Origin of the sequence: Ferrimonas senticii DSM 18821 (assembly GCF_000422665.1) — a bacterium.
GTDB lineage: Bacteria > Pseudomonadota > Gammaproteobacteria > Enterobacterales > Shewanellaceae > Ferrimonas > Ferrimonas senticii.
Map to the genome: position 1 here is coordinate 223,892 of NZ_AUGM01000004.1, position 22,744 is coordinate 246,635.

At 49.1% G+C, this 22,744-nt stretch carries 18 protein-coding genes; 8 read left to right on the top strand and 10 right to left on the bottom strand.

Annotated features, from left to right (window positions below; translation table 11 throughout):
• The first annotated feature begins 530 nt into the window (after positions 1-530).
• The 7 genes from G506_RS0104640 to G506_RS18775 all read left to right on the top strand — a co-directional run bounded on the left by G506_RS0104640 (position 531) and on the right by G506_RS18775 (position 7,908).
• The gene (locus G506_RS0104640) at positions 531-1,760 is read left to right on the top strand and encodes an integrase family protein (protein WP_028115857.1); all 1,230 of its coding nucleotides are present in this window, start codon (positions 531-533) and stop codon (positions 1,758-1,760) included.
• 82 nt (positions 1,761-1,842) lie between these two features.
• The gene (locus tag G506_RS0104645) at positions 1,843-2,229 is read left to right on the top strand and encodes a hypothetical protein (RefSeq protein ID WP_028115858.1); all 387 of its coding nucleotides are present in this window, start codon (positions 1,843-1,845) and stop codon (positions 2,227-2,229) included.
• Between the two features lie 2 nt (positions 2,230-2,231).
• A complete protein-coding gene (locus G506_RS18770) occupies positions 2,232-2,756 on the top strand; it encodes a hypothetical protein (protein ID WP_051201897.1) in 525 nt (174 codons plus the stop codon).
• A 705-nt stretch (positions 2,757-3,461) separates the two neighbouring features.
• Complete coding sequence (locus G506_RS20850) at positions 3,462-3,662, top strand: hypothetical protein (protein ID WP_156904790.1); 201 nt, start codon at positions 3,462-3,464, stop codon at positions 3,660-3,662.
• Positions 3,663-4,101: 439 nt separating this feature from the next.
• Complete coding sequence (locus G506_RS0104660; RefSeq protein WP_028115859.1) at positions 4,102-4,554, top strand: hypothetical protein; 453 nt, start codon at positions 4,102-4,104, stop codon at positions 4,552-4,554.
• Positions 4,555-4,579: 25 nt separating this feature from the next.
• Entirely contained in the window at positions 4,580-4,846 is a 267-nt protein-coding gene (locus G506_RS0104665) for a hypothetical protein (RefSeq protein ID WP_028115860.1), read from the top strand.
• 167 nt (positions 4,847-5,013) lie between these two features.
• Complete coding sequence (locus tag G506_RS18775; RefSeq protein ID WP_156904791.1) at positions 5,014-7,908, top strand: DNA polymerase; 2,895 nt, start codon at positions 5,014-5,016, stop codon at positions 7,906-7,908.
• A gap of 267 nt (positions 7,909-8,175) precedes the next feature.
• On the opposite strand, the gene G506_RS20300 is transcribed toward G506_RS18775, so the two are convergent.
• Positions 8,176-9,201 (bottom strand): hypothetical protein, encoded by a 1,026-nt coding sequence (locus G506_RS20300; RefSeq protein ID WP_028115861.1) that lies wholly within the window; start codon positions 9,199-9,201, stop codon positions 8,176-8,178.
• Between the two features lie 257 nt (positions 9,202-9,458).
• Here G506_RS20300 and G506_RS0104680 point away from each other — a divergent pair, with 257 nt between their 5' ends.
• Positions 9,459-9,776 carry a hypothetical protein gene (locus G506_RS0104680; protein WP_156904792.1) on the top strand — a complete coding sequence of 106 codons (318 nt, stop codon included), beginning with the start codon at positions 9,459-9,461 and terminating at the stop codon, positions 9,774-9,776.
• Positions 9,777-10,133: 357 nt separating this feature from the next.
• On the opposite strand, the gene G506_RS0104685 is transcribed toward G506_RS0104680, so the two are convergent.
• The 9 genes from G506_RS0104685 to G506_RS0104725 form a co-directional block, all read right to left on the bottom strand.
• The gene (locus tag G506_RS0104685) at positions 10,134-11,450 is read right to left on the bottom strand and encodes a hypothetical protein (protein ID WP_028115863.1); all 1,317 of its coding nucleotides are present in this window, start codon (positions 11,448-11,450) and stop codon (positions 10,134-10,136) included.
• Positions 11,431-12,108 carry an ATP-binding cassette domain-containing protein gene (locus tag G506_RS0104690; protein ID WP_028115864.1) on the bottom strand — a complete coding sequence of 226 codons (678 nt, stop codon included), beginning with the start codon at positions 12,106-12,108 and terminating at the stop codon, positions 11,431-11,433. The genes G506_RS0104685 and G506_RS0104690 overlap by 20 nt, the downstream gene beginning before the upstream one ends.
• The gene (locus G506_RS0104695; protein WP_028115865.1) at positions 12,105-12,842 is read right to left on the bottom strand and encodes an ABC transporter permease; all 738 of its coding nucleotides are present in this window, start codon (positions 12,840-12,842) and stop codon (positions 12,105-12,107) included. The genes G506_RS0104690 and G506_RS0104695 overlap by 4 nt, the downstream gene beginning before the upstream one ends.
• Before the next feature lie 75 nt (positions 12,843-12,917).
• The gene (locus G506_RS0104700) at positions 12,918-13,937 is read right to left on the bottom strand and encodes an NAD-dependent epimerase/dehydratase family protein (RefSeq protein WP_028115866.1); all 1,020 of its coding nucleotides are present in this window, start codon (positions 13,935-13,937) and stop codon (positions 12,918-12,920) included.
• A 12-nt stretch (positions 13,938-13,949) separates the two neighbouring features.
• On the bottom strand, positions 13,950-15,959 hold the full coding sequence (locus G506_RS0104705; protein WP_028115867.1) for a glycosyltransferase: 2,010 nt from the start codon (positions 15,957-15,959) through the stop codon (positions 13,950-13,952).
• Between the two features lie 8 nt (positions 15,960-15,967).
• Positions 15,968-18,391, bottom strand: a complete 2,424-nt coding sequence (locus tag G506_RS20305; RefSeq protein ID WP_156904793.1) for a hypothetical protein — start codon at positions 18,389-18,391, stop codon at positions 15,968-15,970.
• 18 nt (positions 18,392-18,409) lie between these two features.
• Positions 18,410-19,690 carry a nucleotide sugar dehydrogenase gene (locus G506_RS0104715; RefSeq protein ID WP_035387010.1) on the bottom strand — a complete coding sequence of 427 codons (1,281 nt, stop codon included), beginning with the start codon at positions 19,688-19,690 and terminating at the stop codon, positions 18,410-18,412.
• A gap of 45 nt (positions 19,691-19,735) precedes the next feature.
• Positions 19,736-21,565, bottom strand: coding sequence for a hypothetical protein (locus G506_RS0104720; protein ID WP_156904794.1), 1,830 nt, complete (start codon positions 21,563-21,565; stop codon positions 19,736-19,738).
• Between the two features lie 10 nt (positions 21,566-21,575).
• Positions 21,576-22,709: a polysaccharide biosynthesis/export family protein gene (locus G506_RS0104725; RefSeq protein WP_084631158.1), complete on the bottom strand. Its 1,134-nt coding sequence runs from the start codon at positions 22,707-22,709 to the stop codon at positions 21,576-21,578.
• Positions 22,710-22,744 lie beyond the last annotated feature (35 nt).

Sequence of the window (22,744 nt, forward strand, 5' to 3'; positions counted from 1 at the left end):
TAGAGGGAGATTCAGATTAATAATGCGCGAGCGCATTATTAATAGAATGTTGCGCAAAAGTCGTGGTAATGCGCTGCTCGCTCAACTTACCGTTCCAAAATTCTGAATACGTCAGCATGGGTGGACGACTAGAACGACAAGGCTAACGGCCCAGCCCAATCTCATCTCCCCAACCGCATCAAGACTCGATGCATTTCGAGCGCCTAATACAGCATTGCTCATGGGCATCGCCATCTACACCCGCGTCGGCGAAGGGATTGGAGATAAATTTCAGACCTTGATTGTGACAGTGTAGGAGTGCTGTCGTGGATTCTGTCGTGAGTTGTGCTGCTGGTTTAGACGGGGATGATAAACGGGATCAGTTAGGTAATGTCGGCAATATACATTGCTACAATCAGGGTCTGAGTATTAGCCGGAAAATCAGTGATAGTGCGGGATAGCGACGAGTGCTGATTGCAGAGCGGCATCCGTAACAGCGACATTTAGAGGCATATATTAGTGAAGGGATATCTACTATCGTAGGAGTCCCTATGTCTAACCGTCGCACGCGACACTTCACTAATGCGCTGATCAAATCCTTACCGTTACCGCCCCCCGAGTCGAAATCCAATTGCGAGCAGTGGTCAGACACTGAAGTGGTGGGGTTAAAGATCTTGGTGGGACGAACGGGCAATCGCACTTACTTGCTGCGTTATCAGTCTCCCGAAACACGGCGCAAAAGCAGTATCAGCATTGGCCGTTGGCCAGATCTAACGATTAAAGAGGCGCGAGATCGGGCAAGGCGATTGAAGGTAAAGATTGCCGATGGCATTGATCCAAAGATCGAACGCGATAATCGGGAGGTAGTTGAGCTGCCCGATGTGTTCACCTTTTTCCACGAAACCTTTTTGCCTTGGGCGAAGACATCGAAGAAGTCGTGGAAGGACGACGAGACTCGATTCTTGCGCTGCAAACCGATCTATCGGATCCCGATGGATAAACTCAGCGCACATGCCATTTTGAAGTTCCAGTCCCATCTGGCGACTGAAACCTATAAAGGTAAACTTTACACGGTAGCCACCAACAATCGGGTATTGGCGTTGGTGAAAACGTTGTGCTCGATGTCAGCTCGGATCTTGAATACCACTAACCATGCAACCAAGGTGCCGCTAAAGGCTGAGAATTCAGCTCGAATGCGATATCTCGATGTGAATGAGACGGCTTTGCTGATTAAGGTCGCGCGGACGTATTACTGTAAGGTCAAAGGTAACTTAATCGCGTTGCTGTGGTTGTCCGGAGCGCGTCTGCGGGAGTTGATGTGCCGACAATGGTCAGATGTTGATCTGACGAATCGCACCATCTTCATCAAATCGACCAAAAATGGGCAGGCGCACTTTATCCATCTCTCGCCACTGATGTTGGAGTTGATGCTGGAACTTCGAGCGTTGAAGCAGCCAGGCAATCCCTATGTCTTTCCTGGCAGTCGAGAAGGCACCCATATCTCCCCGCCACGAAAAGCGTTCCAGCTGATACTAAAACAAGCGGGTATCGATCCTGATGGTTTGGTGTTGCACAGTGCTCGCCATAGCGTTGCCACTAACCTGTTGAATCGAGGCTTAGACATCACAACGGTGCAGCGAATGTTGAACCATGCCGATATGTCCAGCACGCTCCATTACCGCAAATTTGATAAACAAGCGCTGCAACTGGGCAGCAATACCCTGTCGGAACTGGTTGAAGAGGCCACCTTACAACTTAACCATAAGCGCACCGGCATTTAGCTGTCTGACGAATGAACCGCCCTTGGAAGGCTTTAGCTTTTCAGGGGCGTTTTTGTATCTGTGATCCAGAAAAGGAGTTGGCATGCAGATGATCCGAACCCTTACCGACCTAGCGCAATTGTCGCTACCAATGGCGGTTAAGGATGAACTTAGAGCTCACTTTCTCTTGCCGTGGGATGGTGATTTTGATGAGGCGGCAAACTTTTGGGATGAAACGGCCACGCTGCTGATTTTGATTGAGCAACATGATACCGAGGAAGCGATTCTTCTTTGTGATGCTCAGCTGAATGGCTTGATTAGCGATGCGGTTAAACACCTTGAATACGTGGTCGAGATTGGGCTTGAAGGCCATCTGCTCGGCTTGAATATCTACCAAAGTGATGGAGCTGGTTGCTTCATTCTTACTGTGAATTCTCGGCGTGATTGGATTGTCGATGCGCTGACTGAACAACTTAACTTGGAGGAATAACTATGACCCCTAAAGCAAGTGCCAAACCTGCACTGAAATCCAGTAAGGCGGATCTATCGAAAGCCCCCGCAGTACCTAATCAGAATGATGATGCCAAAACTGATCCTTACCGAGTGCTTCGGCAAGCGACCTGTCCAAAGTTGAGCCCTAAGACCGATAGCCATTTGCAGTATGAGATTGCTCGGCATGATGGCGAGGGTGCCATCTACTTTCGAGTTTCCGGTAATTCATCGTCCGGTTTGTACTCGAAGGCATGGGTTAGGTTTGAGGCCGTATTCGCCATTCTGGATAAGCAGCGGGGTAATACGATGAAGTCGGCCATCATAAAGCCGATTGTGTCGGGTGGTTCCAGTAATACTTGTGGCTTTAGCTGCGCTGTCCTGCGTGACTTGGAGTTGCTGGAGTCGGTCGACGGCAATCAATTCTTGCATCAAATTGGCAGGGACTACGACAGCGTAAAAGTGGCATTACTGGCAATGGGAGCTGACGCGAAGGGTGAGAAAACGCCATCTCTGCAAGTGTCGTGATGCGCTCCGCTTCATCTTGGCTAAAGTCTTGGAAACTGACAGGGAATAGACCGTAGCGAGCTTGAAAACTGCCGTCCTCAGTAACCGTCCTCTCTATTGTTTCAACTAGCACGCGGCTCGAAGGGCTTAGTGAGACCTTCTTATGGATCAAGCACAGGGTTTCCAGAACCGTTGTGCTGGTTGGCAGTATTGATGCGCCTCATTACCCGTCGGCAATGAGACTGAATTGATGGCGATAGTGTTTGCAAAAATAACCTATTAATTACAGCGCCCAGAGCGCAATTAATTACTAGTTAAGCATTTTGAGTGATTTTTTAGTTGAATGCTGTTCTGGTCATGTGCGGTAACGCTTTGGAAAGGCCATGTCGGTAAGGTGGCGATGACGAGTATGGAGGATGGTGATTCGCTGCATTATGCCCGTTTTGAAGCGTGGTTTAGCGGTGAGGGTAAGGCATCGAACAGTATGAACCCGTTTTGAGCAGATGTGCTGTGCTGGGGTTAAACCTCTGGTTCCGGTGGGATGATGTTTATCCTCACTGGGACGATTCGGTGAAATCTTGCTGCTCTGTTGCCAAATTTGATGCTCTGAGGCATCAGTAACCGATCACTTCTGGCCCCCATTTTCCAACCCTGATTTGCCCATCGTAACGATATTGGACAACGAGTTTGCCGCTAATGGCTTCTACAGTCCATGGAGAATATCAGATGAAACAACGTCGGCCTTTTAGGGCAAGACCATTACGCCGACCCCGTGTTGGTGAATCAAGCATAAAGCTGGCTAAAGTTGGTGCTGCCATCGGCTTTAAGCTTGGTCGAACTCCGTATGCTGCTATCGCAGGTGGGGCGATAGGCTTTATCGCTGGTGCAGTGCTGGATGAAAGCATCGGCGAGAAGCTGTCTTGGTAAGTACTAGAAACAGGGCATCCGCTCTGTTTTTTTCGGTGTTGAGCCTTCGTTTAGTGATGATCTCCACAAATTTCATAACCCGTCACAAATGAGACATGAGCCTGTCTATGTGTTTTTTTTGCATATTCTTGCTGCTTGTCGAGCTCGCACTGCATCATGCAGCTGGGTGTTGGTGGTCACTAGTGAATTTAATATTATGTTAAATGGAAATGGGTTCGTGGATTGAAGAAGGCGCGGAATACCTGTCGGTTAATTATTGTTCGTTGCTACATATGTTCTTATTCTCCATTCTATTTATCCAAAGTGTACTCAATAATCTTAAATATTTAGTTGAAATACCGTCGTTTTGAGATTTAGGGCAGAGGGTATTCAAACCTGAACTTTAGGAGTACATTTGCAACAGAACTTATATCGAATCCAAGTAATGAGGATTAAAACTATGACTAAGAAGAAAGGCAAAACCATAATGGTGACGCCAGATAAGCAAACGATAGCAACTAAGTTGATTGCTTCGATTATTTGCTTAGAAGACTTGTACGTTCTTTTAAATAAGAAAGGTCGTACGCTGAGCTACACCCGATTGACCGATAAGGAGGGTAAAACTAAAGCGGATGCCGATGCCTGTACTCAGGATATTTGCGACAGCAATGTGATGATGAATTTAGGTAACAGTTGCTGGGTCGATAGTGGCGCAATTGAAGCCATTGAAAATCACAATGGCAAGGAATTCAAAGGGCTTATTTTTCGCGGTGAGGATGACGCTATTTTGAATTATTTAACGGTCGAGTCCACTGAGGCTCGTGATGAGCTGGCGCTTAAATTTAATGCCGCGCTAGAGAGCTACTATGCGGGCAAATTTCAACAGCCAGAGCTGGCTGTGGTGTTTAACTAAGTAAAAAACTAAAGAGGTATATACTATGAATGGGCTATTCGAAAACTGTAATGCTTTTGCTGAGGAAGTCGTCAATAAGATTTGCAAATCTGGGAAGAAAAATGGCAGTCAAGCATATTTTATTGATTTAGTTCACCGGATCATTGATTGCAGCTGTTGTGAGCTAGGTAATAAGGAACTTTTAAAGGATAACATTGAGTGTCGTTTGAAAGCTCTTGAAGTGACTAACTTGGGTTACAAAAAACATGTAATCCCAGTTATTCAAGATGCATTTATTTTTGTTAATAAATAAGGGGTTTTGTTTGCCTGTGTAAGGTACGCCTTAGGGCACGCGATATTGCACCAGTCTCAGTTGAGCGCACCATTTATAGCCGTCTATTTTGCCAGTTTTTATCCGATGTTCGGCGGGATCATTGCATCTAAATGATCTCGCCATCTTTATTTAGTGAGGTTTTATAAATGTTCAACGATAACGAAAAATACAATAGTTCGCGTCAGGAGGTGGTGCTTGTGGATCAAGAGCTTACGCGGTTTATTACTGCGCTTGAGCGCGGTATCGACCAAGATGCTACCGACGAAACGCTGCGACAGTTCTTTAACTTTAAGTCGGCACATAACGCTGCCGTTGAGCTGCGCGATCGTCAAATAAAGATATTCTTTGACGGCGTGCGTTCTGCACCATGGGCAGCGCTCCGTGGCAAGGGTAAGGCAGTGCACATCGCGATTGACTCCGAGTGGGTCTTCAACCCAGAGACGGGGAAAAACGATATTTTGTGTTACTCGTATTGCGTTCGCGCTGGCGACAAGACCTTCAAAGGCGTTAAGTCGACCGAGATGGCAAAGTTGATCAAACAATGTCGTGATCAAGGGCTGACGAAAGACGAGGAGATGTTAAAGCGCAAGCAACTAGCTAACAGCACTAAGGGCTACAAGGCCAACTTCGACCAGTTCATTCAAGAGTTGTTGCTCAAGGCTAAAGCTCGTGGGTTTATCGACGAATGGCCTGAGCATACATTTATCTATGCGCACTTTTTACGGGCTGACATTGCTTCCTTTGACGAGTTCTGGAATATCGGTACAAAGGGTAAAAATAAGGCTAACTGTTTCACTGCGGTTCAAGGCTCGATCACATCGGGTCGTGGTGCGTATGGCATTGATCTAGCGTCGATTGGACGCAGCAAGTACAAGACTGAAAATACCAAGTTTTATTGTGGCGGTAACAACGTGATTGAAACCAAGGTGCGTTTCATCGACACAATGTTGTTAAGTAGCAAGGCTTCACTCGATGACATCGGTGAGCTTGTTGGCATTCCAAAGATGAACTTGGCTGACGGCATGATCGCGCGTATGGACGATTTGTACTGCGAAGATCGGGGCTTATTTGAACGTTACGCCGTACGCGATGCCCAAATTGCCTTGGAATACGGCCTTAAAATGCAGCAGTTCGCTTTGGTTGATATGCGCGAAGATACCGGACTAGAGCTGAAGCAATTGCCTTCAACGCTGGGCAACTTTGCGGTGTCTCTGTTCAAGCATACGGGCGGTGGTGTGGATCAGATGCATGAGTTCTTGGGGTACGAGAAACGCAAGAGCGAGTATTTTCACGCCAAGAGCAATGGCATACGCAAATCTGTCACGATAGCCAAAACCGTAAGCCGTGAATATACCGATGCGCTGGCCGTGCATTGCTTCTATGGTGGTGCCAACTTTGGGGCGTACTTTGGGGTAACAGAGCAGGGCGACTATAACGATTATGACTTGTCTGGTGCGTACACCACGGCATTGGTTGACATTCTCGAAGCCGATTACCTGAACTCGTTTGAATCGAAGAACCTTGAAGATTACCTAGGTCACACCATGGGCTTTGCTTATGTGCGCTTTAAGCATCCAGAGGGCACCAAGTGGGGGTTATTACCGTGTCGAACTGACTTGCGTGGGATTTATTACCCATTAGAAGGCGAAACATATGTGACAGCGCCAGAGTTACAACTAGCTCATGATGCTGGTGTCGAGATTGAGATCCTTCATGGTCAGGTTATTCCATGGAAAAGTGGCTCGGTATCGCAGTTTAAGGCTTTCACTAAGATCATTCGCGAGCAACGGTCGAAGTATAAACGGGAGGGCAATGAGCTTTATGACCAGCTTTGGAAACTGATCGGCAATACGTTGTACGGAAAGGTCGGGCAGGGACTTCGGGAAAAGTCGGGTTTCGATGTTTCATCTGGGTTAAGCAGTAAGATCCCCTACTCGCCAGTGACCAATGCGCATTATGCTGCTCATGCCACGGGATTTGTTCGTGCCACGATGATGGAGATTATCCGCAAGCTAACGATGGATGAACAGGTGCAAATCGTTAGCGCAACGACAGACGGATTTCTTACCAATGCTACGCAAGAGCAACTGGATAAATGTCTAGATGGTCCATTGGCCAAACGGTTCCAGCACATCTGCAATGAGGTCAGTGGCGAGGACATGATGCAACTCAAGCATCATGCAAAGCAGATTGTTTCGATGAAAACTCGTGGGCAATTAACCACTGAATTGGGTGACACCAAGCCGGTATGTGCTAAGGCAGGGGTTAAACCACCGAAAGGTGTCGACGAGAATGCTTGGATGGTCGAGCTGTTTTTAGACCGTTATCCGAAACAGAAGATTGAACGCAGTCATTTGGCATCGGCTCGTGAGATGTGGTTAAAAGAATTGGACTTGATCAGCATCCACACCGAACAAACGCTGAACCTTGAGTGGGACTTTAAGCGTCGGCCTGTAACCCCCCGTATGGTGACAGTACGTCATCCCGTTAGCGGTGAAATAGTGGAGCATCTATCGTTCGATACCGTTCCATGGAGCACGGTTGATGAGGCTTTAGACGCTCGAACTTACTTCGATGAGTGGCGGGCAAGCCACTGCTTGAAGACGATGGAGGATTGGGAGAGCTGGATGGACTTTTACAAGGTTCGCCGTTACCTCAAGGGTACAGGTGTTAAGTACCTAGAAGATGGTTCAGAGGGCATTTTTAAGGTACAGATGCTGCGAGCTATCGTACAGGGTGGTTGGGGTTTGCCAGAAGCGCCACAACGCGCCCCACGAGGTCACTATGACAAGTTGGTGGCCATGTTTGATGTCGATGGTATCGGGGGCATCACTAAGCAGGACTTAGCGAACGCTAAGAGCCGTAAGTTGTTGACCGCACGCTTACCAATCACGTCGCGTATGCTGCCACTACTGTCTTGGTTTGCTCGTCAGTACCCGACTGTGGATTTGACCTTGGTGTTTCATCCAGACGAGGTTGATGACGCTGTGTTGATGCTTGAGACATACAACGCTGATGCTGCTGAGAAGCTAGCAGCATAACCTGAACTGAGCTAGAAGCCCGATTCGCACTGGATCGGGCTTTAAATTTCAGACCTTGATGTTAGCAATGTAGGGCACCGATTGCTGACAATCTCTAACTATCTCGCGATGGCTGTCAGACGCATTGTGGTCGTCATCTCTGCTACATAATCGGCAATGTCCCATTGCTATAATCAGGGTTTGAAATTTAGTTTTTGGATGTAAAAGTAGAAGGTTACCAAGTTTCCGATAATTGATTATTCTATGATAAATCTTTGCTTTCATGAATTAATCTCCATCCTCAAGGTATCCCATGTCTATACCATAGTCATAACCTTCATCTGGATTTAAATTGTCGTAATAATCTATTTCATCATAGTCACCATAGTCATCATACATATGATTCGAAAAAGTCTGACTTGATTTTCTATTTTCTTCGATTTTAATAGATATTCTTTTTATATCGTCAATTGACTCATGGTGCTTCATGTTTTTGATGATTTCTTCGATAATTGCTATCCCTTCATCTTCCTTGCTTATTAAATGGTGATGGTCATATGTTAAGTTAACTTCATAGTTGAAGGTGATTTTAATGATGCACCCATAGAGTGAGTTGCTTGTTTTACCTATAGAAACAATCATTGCGCTCTTAAGGTGAAATAAGTCCTCAAAAATTTCATCTGCTAGGATTCTTGGTACATACCCAATGCATCCTAATTTTGTCATCACCATTAAAGCCTTGCTGTGGTATGTGTTTAGATATTCATGTTGAATATCTACTAAATCTCCAGCATTTACATGTCTAAGTATTTCCTGCCGACTTGTTCCGTCGCTGTTGGAGAAAGATACCCCTTTAACATTAAACTCAATGCTTTGTGATCTAAAGTTTTTTGCTGTTGGTGTGCAAGGCGATTTTTCATTATTTTTAAGTAGGTTGCCGTTAGTTTTTTCCTTGCGCATTATAGTGGGGGTGCGGATGATTTCTTGGGCCTTTTTAAAGCATTCACAAATTTCACCTTTATTTTTACTGGACAGAACATCTTTACTTTTAGATATTTCGATTAGTTTCTTCTCTATTTCGTTAAGCCAAAGGGTCTCATTAATTTGTTCGATGCTTTCAATTGTCTTATTATAAGATTCTCTGACAAGGTAAGAGTTATATTGGCAAGTCTTAAAAAATACATTTTCAATGTTTTTTCTTTCATGTATGAATTCAGTAATAGATGAGAAGTTTGTTGTGTATAATATTTTTGCAAAATGTAATGCTAATGCGCAGTCATCAACAGTATTAATTTGGTGGCCAATAGCCTCCAAAAGCAGTTGGCATTTTCTCGATAGAGTTATATTTCTAAAAAAAGCAAAAATAAATTCACCTGAATGTTGAGGGATGTTGATTGTTTTGTATCATGGCAAATTTTGAATTTTTGTGATGCCCATCTAAAATTCGACATTATTATTGTTGTATGGTGCTTCGAAACATAACCAATAAATCTATCATTAATGCAGAGGTGATTTATATGTTTGGGTTCTTCAAAACCGTAAAGAGACGGGCTCGGCTAATAGATTTGTTAATGCGAACTGGGTTGTCTAGAAAATTAGCACAAGAAATATCATTGATTCCTAATATGGATTGGATGAGGCGTAATATAAATGCTCTAGAAAATTTCAATGATGATGAGTACGCACTTGCTATGATGTGTTTTATAGTAAGGAAATATCTTGATGGAGAACCGATAAGTGATGAAGTTTCAATATATACATCAGGGGCTATCATGCATATTTGCTCAGAATCTATGTATATGGATTTAAGTCCGGTATTAATTGAAGAAGGGTTGAATTTATCTTATGAGATGAAATGTATGGTTGAAAAAAGTAGAATATATGAATAAGCACGTTAAAAAATGTGTGTTCTCGACTCTGAAGTAAGGTAATAGAGCAGTTAAATCGTAAATGGGCGTTTCAGTAACATTCGGTTGCCGATAAAGCTTGCATGATGCCCTTTCGATGCAAGGTGAGATTACATGCAAAATGGTTCAAGGGAGATACTTGCCATGAATCAGATACACCGAAATAACTCATTCCAAATCCGGGTGTTGGCGGTTCGAGCCCGTCTACCCCTGCCATATAAATCAACGGCTTAGCAGAAATGCTAAGCCGTTTTTTTATGTCTTAAATTTACCGCCGATTGGCCGTTGTCGATTTGGCGGTGGCTGTTCTTTCGGGTTTCCCACTTAAACTATGTGAAACTACCCTCGTCGAACCAGCCTTACCAGCAAGAACAGCATATAAAAGCAGACTGCCGCCAGCAGTGTGCTCTGCAACACTCGGGGGTGACTGGCGGTAGATTGAACCTGCGGGCCCACTACGATCTGCACCATGCTTCGTCCGAGCGCCGCCTCTTGCTCGGTTTCGGTTTGCGCTTGTAAGGCGGCAGTCAGAATTTCTGAGGCGATTTGAACCTCCAACTGAGCCTGATTGTAACGGCGGATCAACTGATTCATCTGGCCGTCACCGTTGCCATTGAGTAAGTTGGCGCGAGCGTTGTCGAGGCGTTGGCGCAACTGTAGTTGTTGCTGTTTAAGAATTCTGGTTTGCGCGTTATTGCTGTTGCTGGCCTGAAATTTTTCTAATTGCAGTTGAATGGCAAGTAACTCATTTTCCATGGTGGCAATGTTTTGATAGGCCAAACTTAAGTGGGTCATCGGATCTTGAAGGCCACTATCGAGTTGTAATTGGGTTAGCTGTAAGGTGGCATCCGTCAATGTTTGGCGTGCTTCGGCGACAGTTTGATTAACGCTGGACAAGCGACTGCTGAATAACTGATTGCTTAATTCGTCGGTTTTTCGGCTGACCAGTTGGGTGATCAGGGCGCTGCCGCGCAGCGCATCTTCGGGGGTGAGATCTTGAACCTCAAGGGTGATTAACCCCGACTGAATGTCCATTGATGATTTGATGAAACCAGCAGCGCGGCTGTTGATGCTGGACATCAGTAGCGGCAGATTGCGCAACCGATAGAAAGGATCAACGCGGTCAGAACTTAATCGGGACAGCGTTCCTTGGTGATGTTCGAGTTGTTCTAGTAGTTCGTGTGAGTGCAAAAAAGCCAAGGCGCTGTGCACATCCATCCGCGAGGTTTGGCCGCCAAGGCCGGTCAAACCACCTAAGGTTGATACCGTATCCTCCCCTTGTTTTGATGAGACGCTAAGTACGGTTTTAGCGGTAAACAGCGGAGTCGCGATAACGCTTTGATAGACAAACACCATTAACGTAGGCAACAGCACTAACAGAAGCAATTGCTGCCGAAGTTGGCGTCGCTGTGCCGTTTGCCGCTGGCGGTACTGTAACTGGCTGTCTGGCACGGCTTCGGCAGTTGGGATCAGCGCTTGCGCTGCTTCCCGATTGGCTTGTTGTTGCCGTTGTTGCTGTTGCTCTTTTTCAGCAAGACGCTGCTGCTTTTGTTGTTCTGCAACCGCCGCCCGTTCTGCGCGCCATTTGGCGAGTCGTTCATTCTCCTCGGCGGTTTGTTTGGCTGGTGACTGATTATTATTGGACTCTTCGGCCATTGGAAAGGCTCCTATGTGGATGCCATTGCGCCAAAACTTGCTCGGCGATATCGACATCGGGGCACTCGATCAGTTGGCCATCGATTAGGGCAAAAAATCGCTGGCAGTGCTTTTTTAATTGTTGGGTATTTTTGCTGATGAAAATTAAACCACTATGCCGCAGACGCTGTTGCAGCGCTTGTTCACATTGCGCCAGCATTGGTCGTCCGCCGACCGCGAGTGTTTCATCCGCTAGCAACCAATCGGTCGGGATCGCCAGCGAGCAGCAATAGCCCAGCATGGCACGCTGTTGCGGAGTAAACAGTTTTAACGGTTTATCAAGCGTGTCGCCAAGGCCACCAAACAGAATCGCCCAATCCAGCATCGCAGTGAATGATTCGCCGCTGCTGTTGGCCAACAATTGCAGATTGTCGACGGCGTTAAGTTCCGGATGAAATAGCCCAGCAAATCCCAGTGGCCATGAGATGCTGCCATCACGAAGAAGGGCGCCTTGGCTTGGGTTAATGGCACCACATAACAATTTAGCGAGGGTGCTTTTGCCCGCGCCGGGTAGGGCGATAATGCCGATCCGCTGTTGTGGCTGAAATTGCACCGAGACGCCCTGCAGTAGCGGTGGTGTGTCTGGGTATTGGAATGACACATCAATTAGCTGGATCATGCGCGATGTCGGCTGAGTTTATGGTGCTCGATCCAATCGTTAATCAGATGCGATAGCAGTAAGCAGCACAGCGAAAAATAGAATGGGTAGGCACCATTACTTAGTACGGCTTGATAGCCGAAGAAGTAGCCTTCGCGTAGCAGTTCAATCACGTGCACCAGCGGATTGAAGTTAAGCCAGTAGACAAAGGTGACTGGCACTTCGGCGCTGATGTAGAAGATTGCCGAAAGCCAAAACAGGGGCCGCAAAAACAGTGGCACACTACGGGCAAAGGTATCGCTGACTCGGCCAATGGCGGCAAACAAGTTGCCGGTTGCGACCCCCAGTAACCAAGCCAGTGACAGTGCCAGCAGCACCACGCTAAGATCGTTTGGGGCGGGTAGGGCAAACCATAGGGCGATTAGGCTGAAGACCACCGCTGCGGTGATTAAACCGTTAAACCACTCTAGCAACGCCGTTGCCATTAGCACGTCTGCGAGCGTAACGCGCGGCAGGATCGGCAAGAACCGATTGGCAACGACGCTGCGATTCATCGAGGTGATGGCCTGGCGCACCAACGCGTAGGGGAGGATCCCGGTGGCCACGAAGAGTGCCGGATTGGTGGGAATTGGTGACGCCCGACCAAGCAGGTTAAATGCCAATGCCACCAAGCCAATCCAGAATATTGGGGTGAGATAAGCCCACAACGAACCAAGTTGGCCGCCGGCAAACCGGGTGGCGCGCTCTCGTTGCATCAAGGCGATGAGCCGCGGATGTAGGCTCAGTCCTTGAGTGTTTGCTGCACGTAAGTTTGGCGATGTTGTCACAAACTACACCCCGTAATAGTTACGGTACCAATCAACAAATTCTGAGATCCCCTTGGCGATCGGCGTATTGGGGCGAAAATCGGTTAGGCTTTGCAGTAACCCGGCATCGGCCCAAGTTGCTGGCACATCCCCCAGTTGCATCGGAAGCATATTTTTGCGAATCGTCATCCCCAACTTGCGCTCGATTTCGCTGATAAAGTCCATCAGTTTTATTTTGTCGGAGTTGCCAATATTTACCACCCGATACGGTGCGGCGGGGCTGAGACTGTCATTGGGCAGTGGCGTCGTGGTGTGACGCTGATCTTTGGCTGCAGGTATGGCATCCATTAGTTGTCGGATGCCAAATACCAGGTCATCAACGTAGGTAAAATCACGAGCCATATCGCCGTGGTTATAAACGTCAATAGCGTCGCCATTAAGGGCGGCATGTACGAACTTAAACAGTGCTAGATCGGGTCGCCCGTAGGGGCCATACACGGTAAAGAATCGAAACATGGTTACCGGTAAATCGTAGATATGAGCGTACGAGTGACCCATCGCTTCGTTGGCTTTTTTGGTCGCGGCGTAATAAGTCAATGGGGTATCGCAGGGTTGTCGCTCATTAAATGGCATCTCGGTGTTGGCGCCGTAGACGCTGGACGTGGATGCCATTAACAGGTGCTCGACGTTAAGTTCACGCGCACACTCGAGAACATTAAAGGTGCCAACCAGATTGGAATCGGTGTAGGCGCGTGGATTTTCCAGCGAGTAACGAACCCCAGCTTGGGCAGCTAGATGAATGATGATCTGTGGCCGCTGCTGGCGGCACAGTTGCGTCAACGCTTGATAGTCCTCAAGCATCGACTGTTGGCTTTGAAAGCGGGGGTACTGGGCGAGAATTCGGTGTCGTTCGCGCTTGATGTTGACGTCATAGTAATCGGTCATGCCGTCATAGCCGATTACCTCAAAGCCCTGCTCTAGCAGTAGTTTGGCAAGATGAAAACCTATAAATCCGGCGCTGCCGGTGACTAAAATCCGTTTCATTTGCGGTGATCCTTAACCTGTATTCGAGAGTGTTAATTCACGGTTGATTGGCGGCATTTGCGGATGGCCAAAAAACAGTTGTTGGGTCATTGCCAAAATGTGCTCAGGATCGTGGCGACGACAGGACTGCAGCCGCGCTTGGGTTGCCATTCGCGTGAGTCGCAGCGGGTCATTCAACAGCATGGCCAGTGCCTGTTGAATCTCATCCGAACTGGGGTCGTGGGCCTCACTGAGAATGTGGCCGGTTACGTCATGATCGACGATCTCTGGTACCCCCCCTGCGGGCGTGGATAACACTGGTGTTCCTGCGATTTGCGCTTCTATAACCACATTGGGCAAACCTTCTAGGCGGGCTAAATGCATTAACAGATCGGCTTTTTTTAACCAAAATGGCACCGCAAATGACACCCCTGCGATAAACACTTGATGCTCAACGCCAAGGGCTTTGATGCGATCCTCTGCCGCTTGTTGAAGTTTGCCTCTGCCAACAATAATGAAGCGGGTGTCAGGGTGGTTGCGGCTGTATTCTGCGGCGACATCAACCCAAAACAGTGGCCGCTTGTTGTCGTCATAGCGGAAAATCCCAACCACGGTATGTTGGCACCTAGGGGATTGTTCGACGATGCGTTGCCAAAGCCGTTGGTCATTGTTGACACTTGCAGGCAACGGTTGTTGGGTAAAGTCGTTGACGACGTTGGGGATGATGCTGAAGCGGCTGGGTTGAAACCTTAGCCATTGAGCGTAGCTATCAGCGGCGATGCGGCTATTGGCGCTAAATTCGACCCCTGGGACGGTGATCATCGCGCGGTAGATGGCGGGCATTTCGGCACGCATTAGCTCAGGACGATGGCACGGCGGCATGCCGCGAAAACTGCAGATAATCTTTGGCACCCGGGCGATTAGCGCAGCAACAACGCCAATGATCACCGCGCCATCTTGCCAGACGTAGAGTACCTCGGTTTGTTGCTGCCGCAGTACCTCGACTAGCGCTAAGATCGGTTCTCTTAGACTTGCGGTAGTCTCTTTTAATAAGGTTTGCTGGCTAGGATCGGCCACCACTTCTTCCAGTTGTCGTTGTGGTTGGTCATTCAGCTGAATAATTGGTACTTGAGCGCGTTGCAACACCGGAGCAAAAAAATCGCTTTTTAATTCTGGCTTAGCATGTCGAACGCATACGAACGGCTCGATGGTACGTTGCTTGGGGGGTAGAAGGTTCAATTGCGCCGCCATTCGACTTAGCTGACGTTCGGCGCCGCCACTGCCTAATTGGCCAGTAAAAAAACAGACCTTTAGTGGCTCACTGCTGCTGGGCTTTGGGAGGCTTTGCGGCATGCGTTGCTGAAATTGTTGTACCAGTTCTCCTAATGCTTCAGGGCGGTTTGGGAGGTTTTTTCGCGGCAGTTTACTGTTAACTTCTATCTCGATTAAGCGTTGCTGCATCGCTTCGGAAAACTGGGTGTTGGCTGGCAACTCGGCGGCAATCGCCAGTGCTTCTTCGTAGCGCTCTTGTTGTGCCAGCACTACGATGTAGCGGTTGCGTAAGGCTTTTTCTCGTGGGTGCTGTTTCAAGAATGGCAGTAGCAAATTATCCAATTCGGTAAACAGTTGCAGTTCTGCCAGACCTTGCAATGCCACTTGAGTTTGCAAACGATCCTTTCCCCGATCTGGTGTGGCTTGCAGTAGCATCTGCAGCCCGGTCTCAGGGTCTTTGTTGCGCAGGTACCATCGCATCGTCATTCGGCATGCCATCGCATTGAGCGGGTAGCGTACCGCTGCTTGCAGCCACAATTCGAAACTACCATCAAGGCGGGTGCGTTCAGCGACGGTCAATAATTGAATAGCGAACTGTTCACAGTGCCGCAGGCTGGCCAATTTCGGTCGATACCGTTTGAGCAGTTCGATGGCATCGTCGGCGTGTGGTAGACGTTTTAGCTGTTTCGCCAGTGCTTGGCGCTCATCGCTGGGATCGGTGGCATTGGGATCAACAGGTTTACTCAGGTATTCGGCTAAAAACTCAATCATTATAAGCTCTATAGATTTCCACGTTGGCGGCAGCGGTTCACTTGAAAGCGAAAGTCGGGGTTGTCTGGTTCGAGGTTGAGTAACCGCAGCCACGGCAGCAGCGCCGCCTCAAAATGACCACGTTTGACTAAATTCCGGCCCAGGATTTGTTGGACTCGGGGAAGGCCAGGGTAATAACTATCGAGTTCCATGGCGGCTTCGATAACCTGTTCTGGCTGCATCTTTTCGGTGTGTACCAACTGGCTGATCCAATCGCGCTGAAGGCGTTGAGTTAGTGTTTGGAACTTTTCGGCTAAGTCACTGTTTGTCGAGGCTAATTGCAACAGTTGATAACGCTGCTTGATATCATTGCTTGCGCGGGCGGCGGATAAGGCTTTGGCTGGGATCCGTTCTAACGTAGTGCGCGCCTCGGTTTGTAGCCGTTCGGCATCTGGTTCATTGGTGTTAAGAATGGTGTTGGCGGCGTCGCTGGCGGTTTGCAATTGACCGCAACGAAAGGCGCTGCGCATCCGTTGTGCTTGCGCCAACTGGTGTTCACTGTCGATGGTAAGTGCGGCTTCGGCGGCGCTTAATGCGTGCGAGTAACGTCCCAAACTAAATAGCAGTCGGCTGCGCAAAAAAGGCAGTTCAAAAATTGCATGTTGACCGTCGCCTAGTTGTTCGTGCAGTTGTTCAAGCTGGTCGATATCGCCTTGTTTGTAATGCTGGCGGATGTCACTGGTCAGTGCTTTTTGCGCAAGCCTTGCGGCCGCTTGCGCTTCGCGCAAGCGCGGAAACGCCAGCAGCAGATGGTGCAGATGGTTAAATTTGCTGGCAGTGGAGTGCGCGGCATCGGCTTGTTGTAGTAGTGTCTGCGCCCAATCGGCGAACCGAGGATTAATGACTTGCAGTGATTTTAGGCTAAGCGCTTGATTTGGAAGGTATGCTTTGGTTATGAGCGCCGCCTGACGGTGTTCGCCAAGTTCATTTAACTGGCCGATATACTCTTCAATGTCATTGCTGTTATGGCGTTGGATGAAGGCCATTAATTGTTGCTCATCGGCCAAATCAACAGCAGCGATCCCCAGTTGCAGCAGTTGTACCGGTGGCAACAGTGCAATCAGGGTTTCAATTAATTGCGGATCATCGTCTGATAGGCAGCGGCGATCCTGCTGCGCTAACCGCTGCAATAAATTGGCGGCTTGTCGGTGGCGGCTGTTTGCATTGAGGGTGCGAATGGCAAAGGTGGCCGATCTGGCGGGGTGCTTGAGCTGCTCGAGCGCCGCGGCGATGGCAAATAAGTTATTGCAACTTAATTGCCCACCACTTTCCAGCAGTCGTTCGGCCATTGCCGCTGCCGCGATAATATCGCCGTAGCTGAGCAGCAGTTCACAGCAGGATTGCAGCGATGGACGATGGTCAGGATGCTGTTTGAGTGACTGCTGCAGGGCTTGAATCGCGGCGGCAGTTTCGCCGTTTTGAGCGTCAATTTGGGCGATCAGAGCATACAGTTCTGGGTGGTCTTGGCCTGCATTGATCTGCGTTTGCAGACGCAGCTTCAGTGATTGGTGGTCGTTGTTGGCAAAGAGTGCCTGATAGTGTGGCAGTGCTTTACTGGTGAACTCATCGGGGGCAAGCTCGACGGCAATACGGTCCAAAGTGGTACCGATTACTTGCTGATACCAATCACCAAAAAGTATCTGACAAAAGTCTTCAGTGAAATGGGCTAAAGCATCGCTATGATCTTCGATGGCATTCGCTTGCCCCACCTCTAGCATACGTTTGGTCGGGTCATAGACTGTGCCTCCGACCTCAGTGACCAGTCGTTTCACGGTGTTAATCAACCTTGAACGGCTGGGGATCAAGTCGCCATCTGGCTTGCGAGCATCGACATGGGTGACAAACAGCACGCGTTTTAGTTGCTGCTGTAGATATTGAATATCGGCGAGGATCTGTTCGTCGGTCATCAGCGTGCGTCGGATCTGTTGCAGCAGTTGCGATTGTTGGCGTTGTTGCTCAGTGCTGCCCCACTGTTGTTGTAAAAAAGCGCTGATTGCGGTGCTGTCGCCATTGCCGATTAATCGCCAATATTGCCGCCGACGCTCGGCATCGGCGAAGAATTCGGGAAACTCGTTGTAAAGGTAGTTCAGCTGGATGCAGTCCTCACCCAGGGTCAGTTTTTTTAACGATGAAATTTCCACCACATACATGTCGGCATGGCACAGTGGCATCTGTTGGCAATCATCGAAACGGTGGCTGCGCGCGATCAGCGGCCACGCTTGCTGGCTGGGACTGGCATGCCCAAGCATAAATTTGACCTGTTGTACGGCCTCGGCCGAGGTGTGAACGTAGCCATAATTGCGATGACGATTCAGTTGGTAGCCGTAGGTTTTGGCCATATTTCGTAGCGGCGTATTAATTCGGCACGAACCGATAGATGCGATGGAAAACATGAGGGTCTGGCGGTCTCCTTATAAGGCCCAATAGCGGATGTCGTCGCGGACATTACGCCCATAAAATGCGCTTTGAATGTCAACTAAAATGCCGTTAGGTTTGAGCCTCTCAAGCAGGTTAGGATCATTGATGTATTCGTCGTGGCCGGCGGCAATAATCAACATGTCGAGCTGTTGCAGCTGTTCAATATCGCAGGCTTCAATGCCATGACTATGCAGTTGCTGCGGCTCGGCGCGGCAATCGTGAATCATCGGTGAACAGGAGAAACTGCGAAGTTCCTCGACCAGTTCAAATGAGCGAGAGTTGCGCAGATCGGGGCAGTTGGCTTTAAAGGTCATCCCGAGTAAACCGATGCGTGCTTGCTTGGGAGTAACGTCAGCTTCGCTGAGTAGCCGCAGAATTTGGTGGGCGATGTGTTTGTGCATGGCGTCGTTCAGACGGCGTCCAGCCAAAATCACTTCGGGATTGTGGCCGATGCGCTGCGCCAAGGATGCCAGATAGTATGGATCGACACCGATGCAATGGCCTCCGACCATGCCGGGGGTGTATTTGTGGAAGTTCCATTTAGTGCCTGCTGCTTCAATCACTGCTTTGGTCGAGATGCCGATTTTGCTGCAGATCATCGACAGTTCGTTCATCATCGCAATGTTGATATCACGCTGGGTGTTTTCGATGACTTTGGCGGCCTCGGCCACCTTGATCGATTCGGCGCGGTGGATTCCAGCTTCGATCACCGGTTCATAAATGGCGGCGACTCGTTCCAGCGAACTGGGGCTATCCGCTGCGACAATTTTGTGAATTTTGTCGACGGTTCTGATCTTATCGCCGGGGTTGATCCGCTCCGGGGAATAGCCAATGGCAAAGTCCCGACAGGCCTTTAGGCCACTAACTTGCTCCAGGATTGGCGCGCACTCATCTTCGGTAACTCCGGGATAGACGGTAGACTCGTATACCACCAGGTCGCCTTTGGATAGCACCTGACCTATCGCCTTACTGGCGGACAGCATTGGCCCTAAGTCTGGGGTTTTATCGGGGTTGGTCGGTGTCGGTACCGTTACGATATAAGTGCTGGCTGCGGCGATCTCCTCGATGGCGGTGGTGTATTGAAGACGGCTCGCTTGCAACTGCGACTGTGCCAGTTCGTTGGTGCTGTCGATACCATCTTTCAGCTCATTGACTCGGCGGTGATTGATATCGAAACCGATGACGTTATCGAACCGTTCTGCTAATAGGACTGCCAGCGGCAGACCAACATAACCAAGGCCGATGACCGCAATCGTCTCTTGCTGGTGTTCCATCACATGTACTCCGTTACTACTTGATGTCGATTTGACCGTGCAGGGTTAGGTGCGAAGGCGTGTCCAAAAACCACCGGTGCCGCGCAGCGAGGTGGGGTGTTGCAAAAAGTAATCGGTTAAACAGGCCATAAATGCTTGGCACCAGCGCTGGCAATACTGCTCGAGTGATTCACCATCGACGGGCAGTGGTAGAGGGTTTAATTGAACTTGTACTTGCTGATCTTGCCAGTACAGCAATGGGAAGAAGCTGGCGGTACCTTTGCGCCAAGCAATGCGGGGAACAACATCGGAGATCCCAATCGATTTGCCGAGCAGTGGCAACTGCACCCGAGAACTGGCGACCTTGCCATCAATGGCGATCGAAACCACTTTGTTGTCTCGCAAACTGCGGATCAGCTCGCGGCCGATTTTGCTGGTGTCATTGCCGGACGTGGTGAGTAGGGCGCCATTGAAGCGGTTATCGCCAAGATCGGGAACAGAGGCCACCCATGTTGCTGGCAATCCTCCGGCCTGCAAAGCTACGGGGCCACCAAACAAAACCCCAATGTGTGCTGCTGCAACGATTGCTCCATTGCCTTGTTCAAGCGTCTGTTTGAGTACCTCGGCGGCCTTATCGATGCCATTAAAGTAGGGCAAGACCTGTTGTTGCTGCTGTGGCCTACATTCAAGCCAGTCCAATAGGAAATGGTCAAAATCACTGATTTGATTGAGTTGCTGCACAAACTGCTGGCGATCGGCAGGTGCCAATCCTTGTTCCGACAAGGTGTTGAAGATCCAGTCGCTGCGATAACGAGGAACGCTGTGGCTGCAAGGGCTGTTGAATATCCGCTCGACGCCGCTAGCAAAATCGTTAGGTAATTTATCTGAGCGACGATTAAGCCACGCTTGATAGCTGTCGATAGCGCTTTGCTGCTGGCCTGATTCCAGCAGCATGCCGACGTGCTCTCGTTGTACAGCAGCATTGTTTGGGGAGGCGGTTGCAACTTGACTAAAAATCGCCAGAGCAGGCGTGAGATTGCCAATGGCGCGGTAGCTTCGAGCCAATTCTAACTTCAAGGTATCAGCTTGGTTTTCAGGTGGTAGTTGCGCAATTAACCGCTGCGCTTGCTGCAGCTGTTGTCGCGCTAAGCAGGAGCGCGCTAGCAGGTCGATAGTGCGTGGATCGTTACTGTTCTTGGGCAGCAGTTGCTCCACTCTGTCAGTTTGTGGATCTTGAGCGAAATAGGCGCGGGCCAGTTCAAATTTGGCTTTTAGGTGGTTGCTGTCAGCAATCGCACATTGATTTAACGCAGTAATGGCTGCAGTGATGTGATTTTCGCTGACGAGGATGCCAGCGGCGGTGGCGATCCAATCTAAGTTGCTGTCGCCATCACGTTCGGCATGGAGTAGTCGCAACGCGATGGTGACGGCGTCATCGTGGTGTTTGTTGCGGTACAGCGCGAGCATCGCCAGATAATCAAAGCGGGGTGAATTTAAATCATCAAGATATTGCTGAGCTAAATCGGCGGCACTATCAAGCAGATTATTGGTTAACAGAATTTGCAGTGCTTGCTCGCGGCTTTCGGGGTGATGTTTAACATCGGCAATTAACTGCTTAATGTCATCACGCTTTTGCTCTTTGCTAAATAGCCGCAGCCGCATATTGGCTTGGTCTTTTAACAGCACCGGATGTTCCGGAGCGCGATCCAACATCACCGCCAGTACTTTATTGGCTAGGGGGTAGTCAGCTTGGCGATACAGAGTTAAATAGGGGCCGTTTCGCACCGCCATCAACAGTCGATGATCTTCGCTGAGTGTTTGCTGTAATGACGCCAGCATTGCCGTTTCATCTTGCTGCAGTGGCGCACCGTCGAGCAATTCCATTTTGCTATACATGGCAGTTCCTTTAATCGATTGACAATGCATCCAGAGCATCATCGGCAATGACAATCGGGGCTAAAATCAGGTCGATAAACTTCCTGAATTCACTTGCGGATGAATTGCTAATATAGACGATATCGTCGTGTTTCATCGGCAGTGAACTGGCAAGAAAAAAAGCCTGAGGTTGACTTAAATCAAGATGATAAATCGTCGGAAGGCCGCGTTTAAATTGGGCGCTAGGCACCGGTGCGGCCAAGTCTTGTAGGTGTTTAGTGGTTTCAAATCGAAATAAAAAAATATTTTGGGCTGATGCTTTTTCATCATCCAAACCGCCGGCTTGTGCAAGTGCATGACTTAAACTGAAGTCCGGCTCATCCATCTGATATTTGCTCGGATCTCGGAGGGCGCCAAACATCGAAAACGTTCGCGGCCGGTGTTCGATAAGCAGATTATCTTGTGGCTGCAGATATAGATTACTGATGGGATCCGTTATTAACTGCGTAAGTCGGGTCGAATAGAGCCGTTCGCGGCGGATCAGGGTGACGGTGGCATCAAAGGTATCGGCTTTGGTGCCACCGGCTTGGGCAATAGCATCCAATATTCGCAGCCCAGAGGCTGGCAGCGGCAGCCGTACAGGCGCATTTACATCGCCGCCAACGGTGATCAAATTGGCCGTTGGGTCATTGCGGCCAACAACCACTTGTGGGTCGATAGCGACCGGTTGTAACGCTTGTTGCAGTTGTCGTTGCAGTTGCTGCAAGCTCAGTCCCGCAGCGGTGATGGTACCGACAAAGGGCAGCAGCAGATTGCCTTCATCGTCCACCGTGATCTCCATTTGCCATGGTTGACCACTACTGGCTGCGAACAAGCCGTTGGCTACCGCTTCCCATATGGTTATCTGCAAGCGTTCGCCATTCGCAATAGTGGGCGCTTTGGCTGGCGTCTGGATTTGAGCCGGGACTTGATTGGCCAAGGAGTCCATTGGAGGTTGTTGTTGTAATTTGAGGATGGTTGCTGGCGACAGTGGTACCAAACTGAAGCCGGAGTGTTCGGCGGGGGCAGGGAAGCTATCACTGCTGGGGCCAAAGGCAGGTAAGGTGGTGCAGCCACTGATAAAAAGGCTAATGAAGGCTAAAAACACTCCCTGTCGATACATCATGGTTGTCGCCAAACCTCCACTGTTCGGTAACGCTG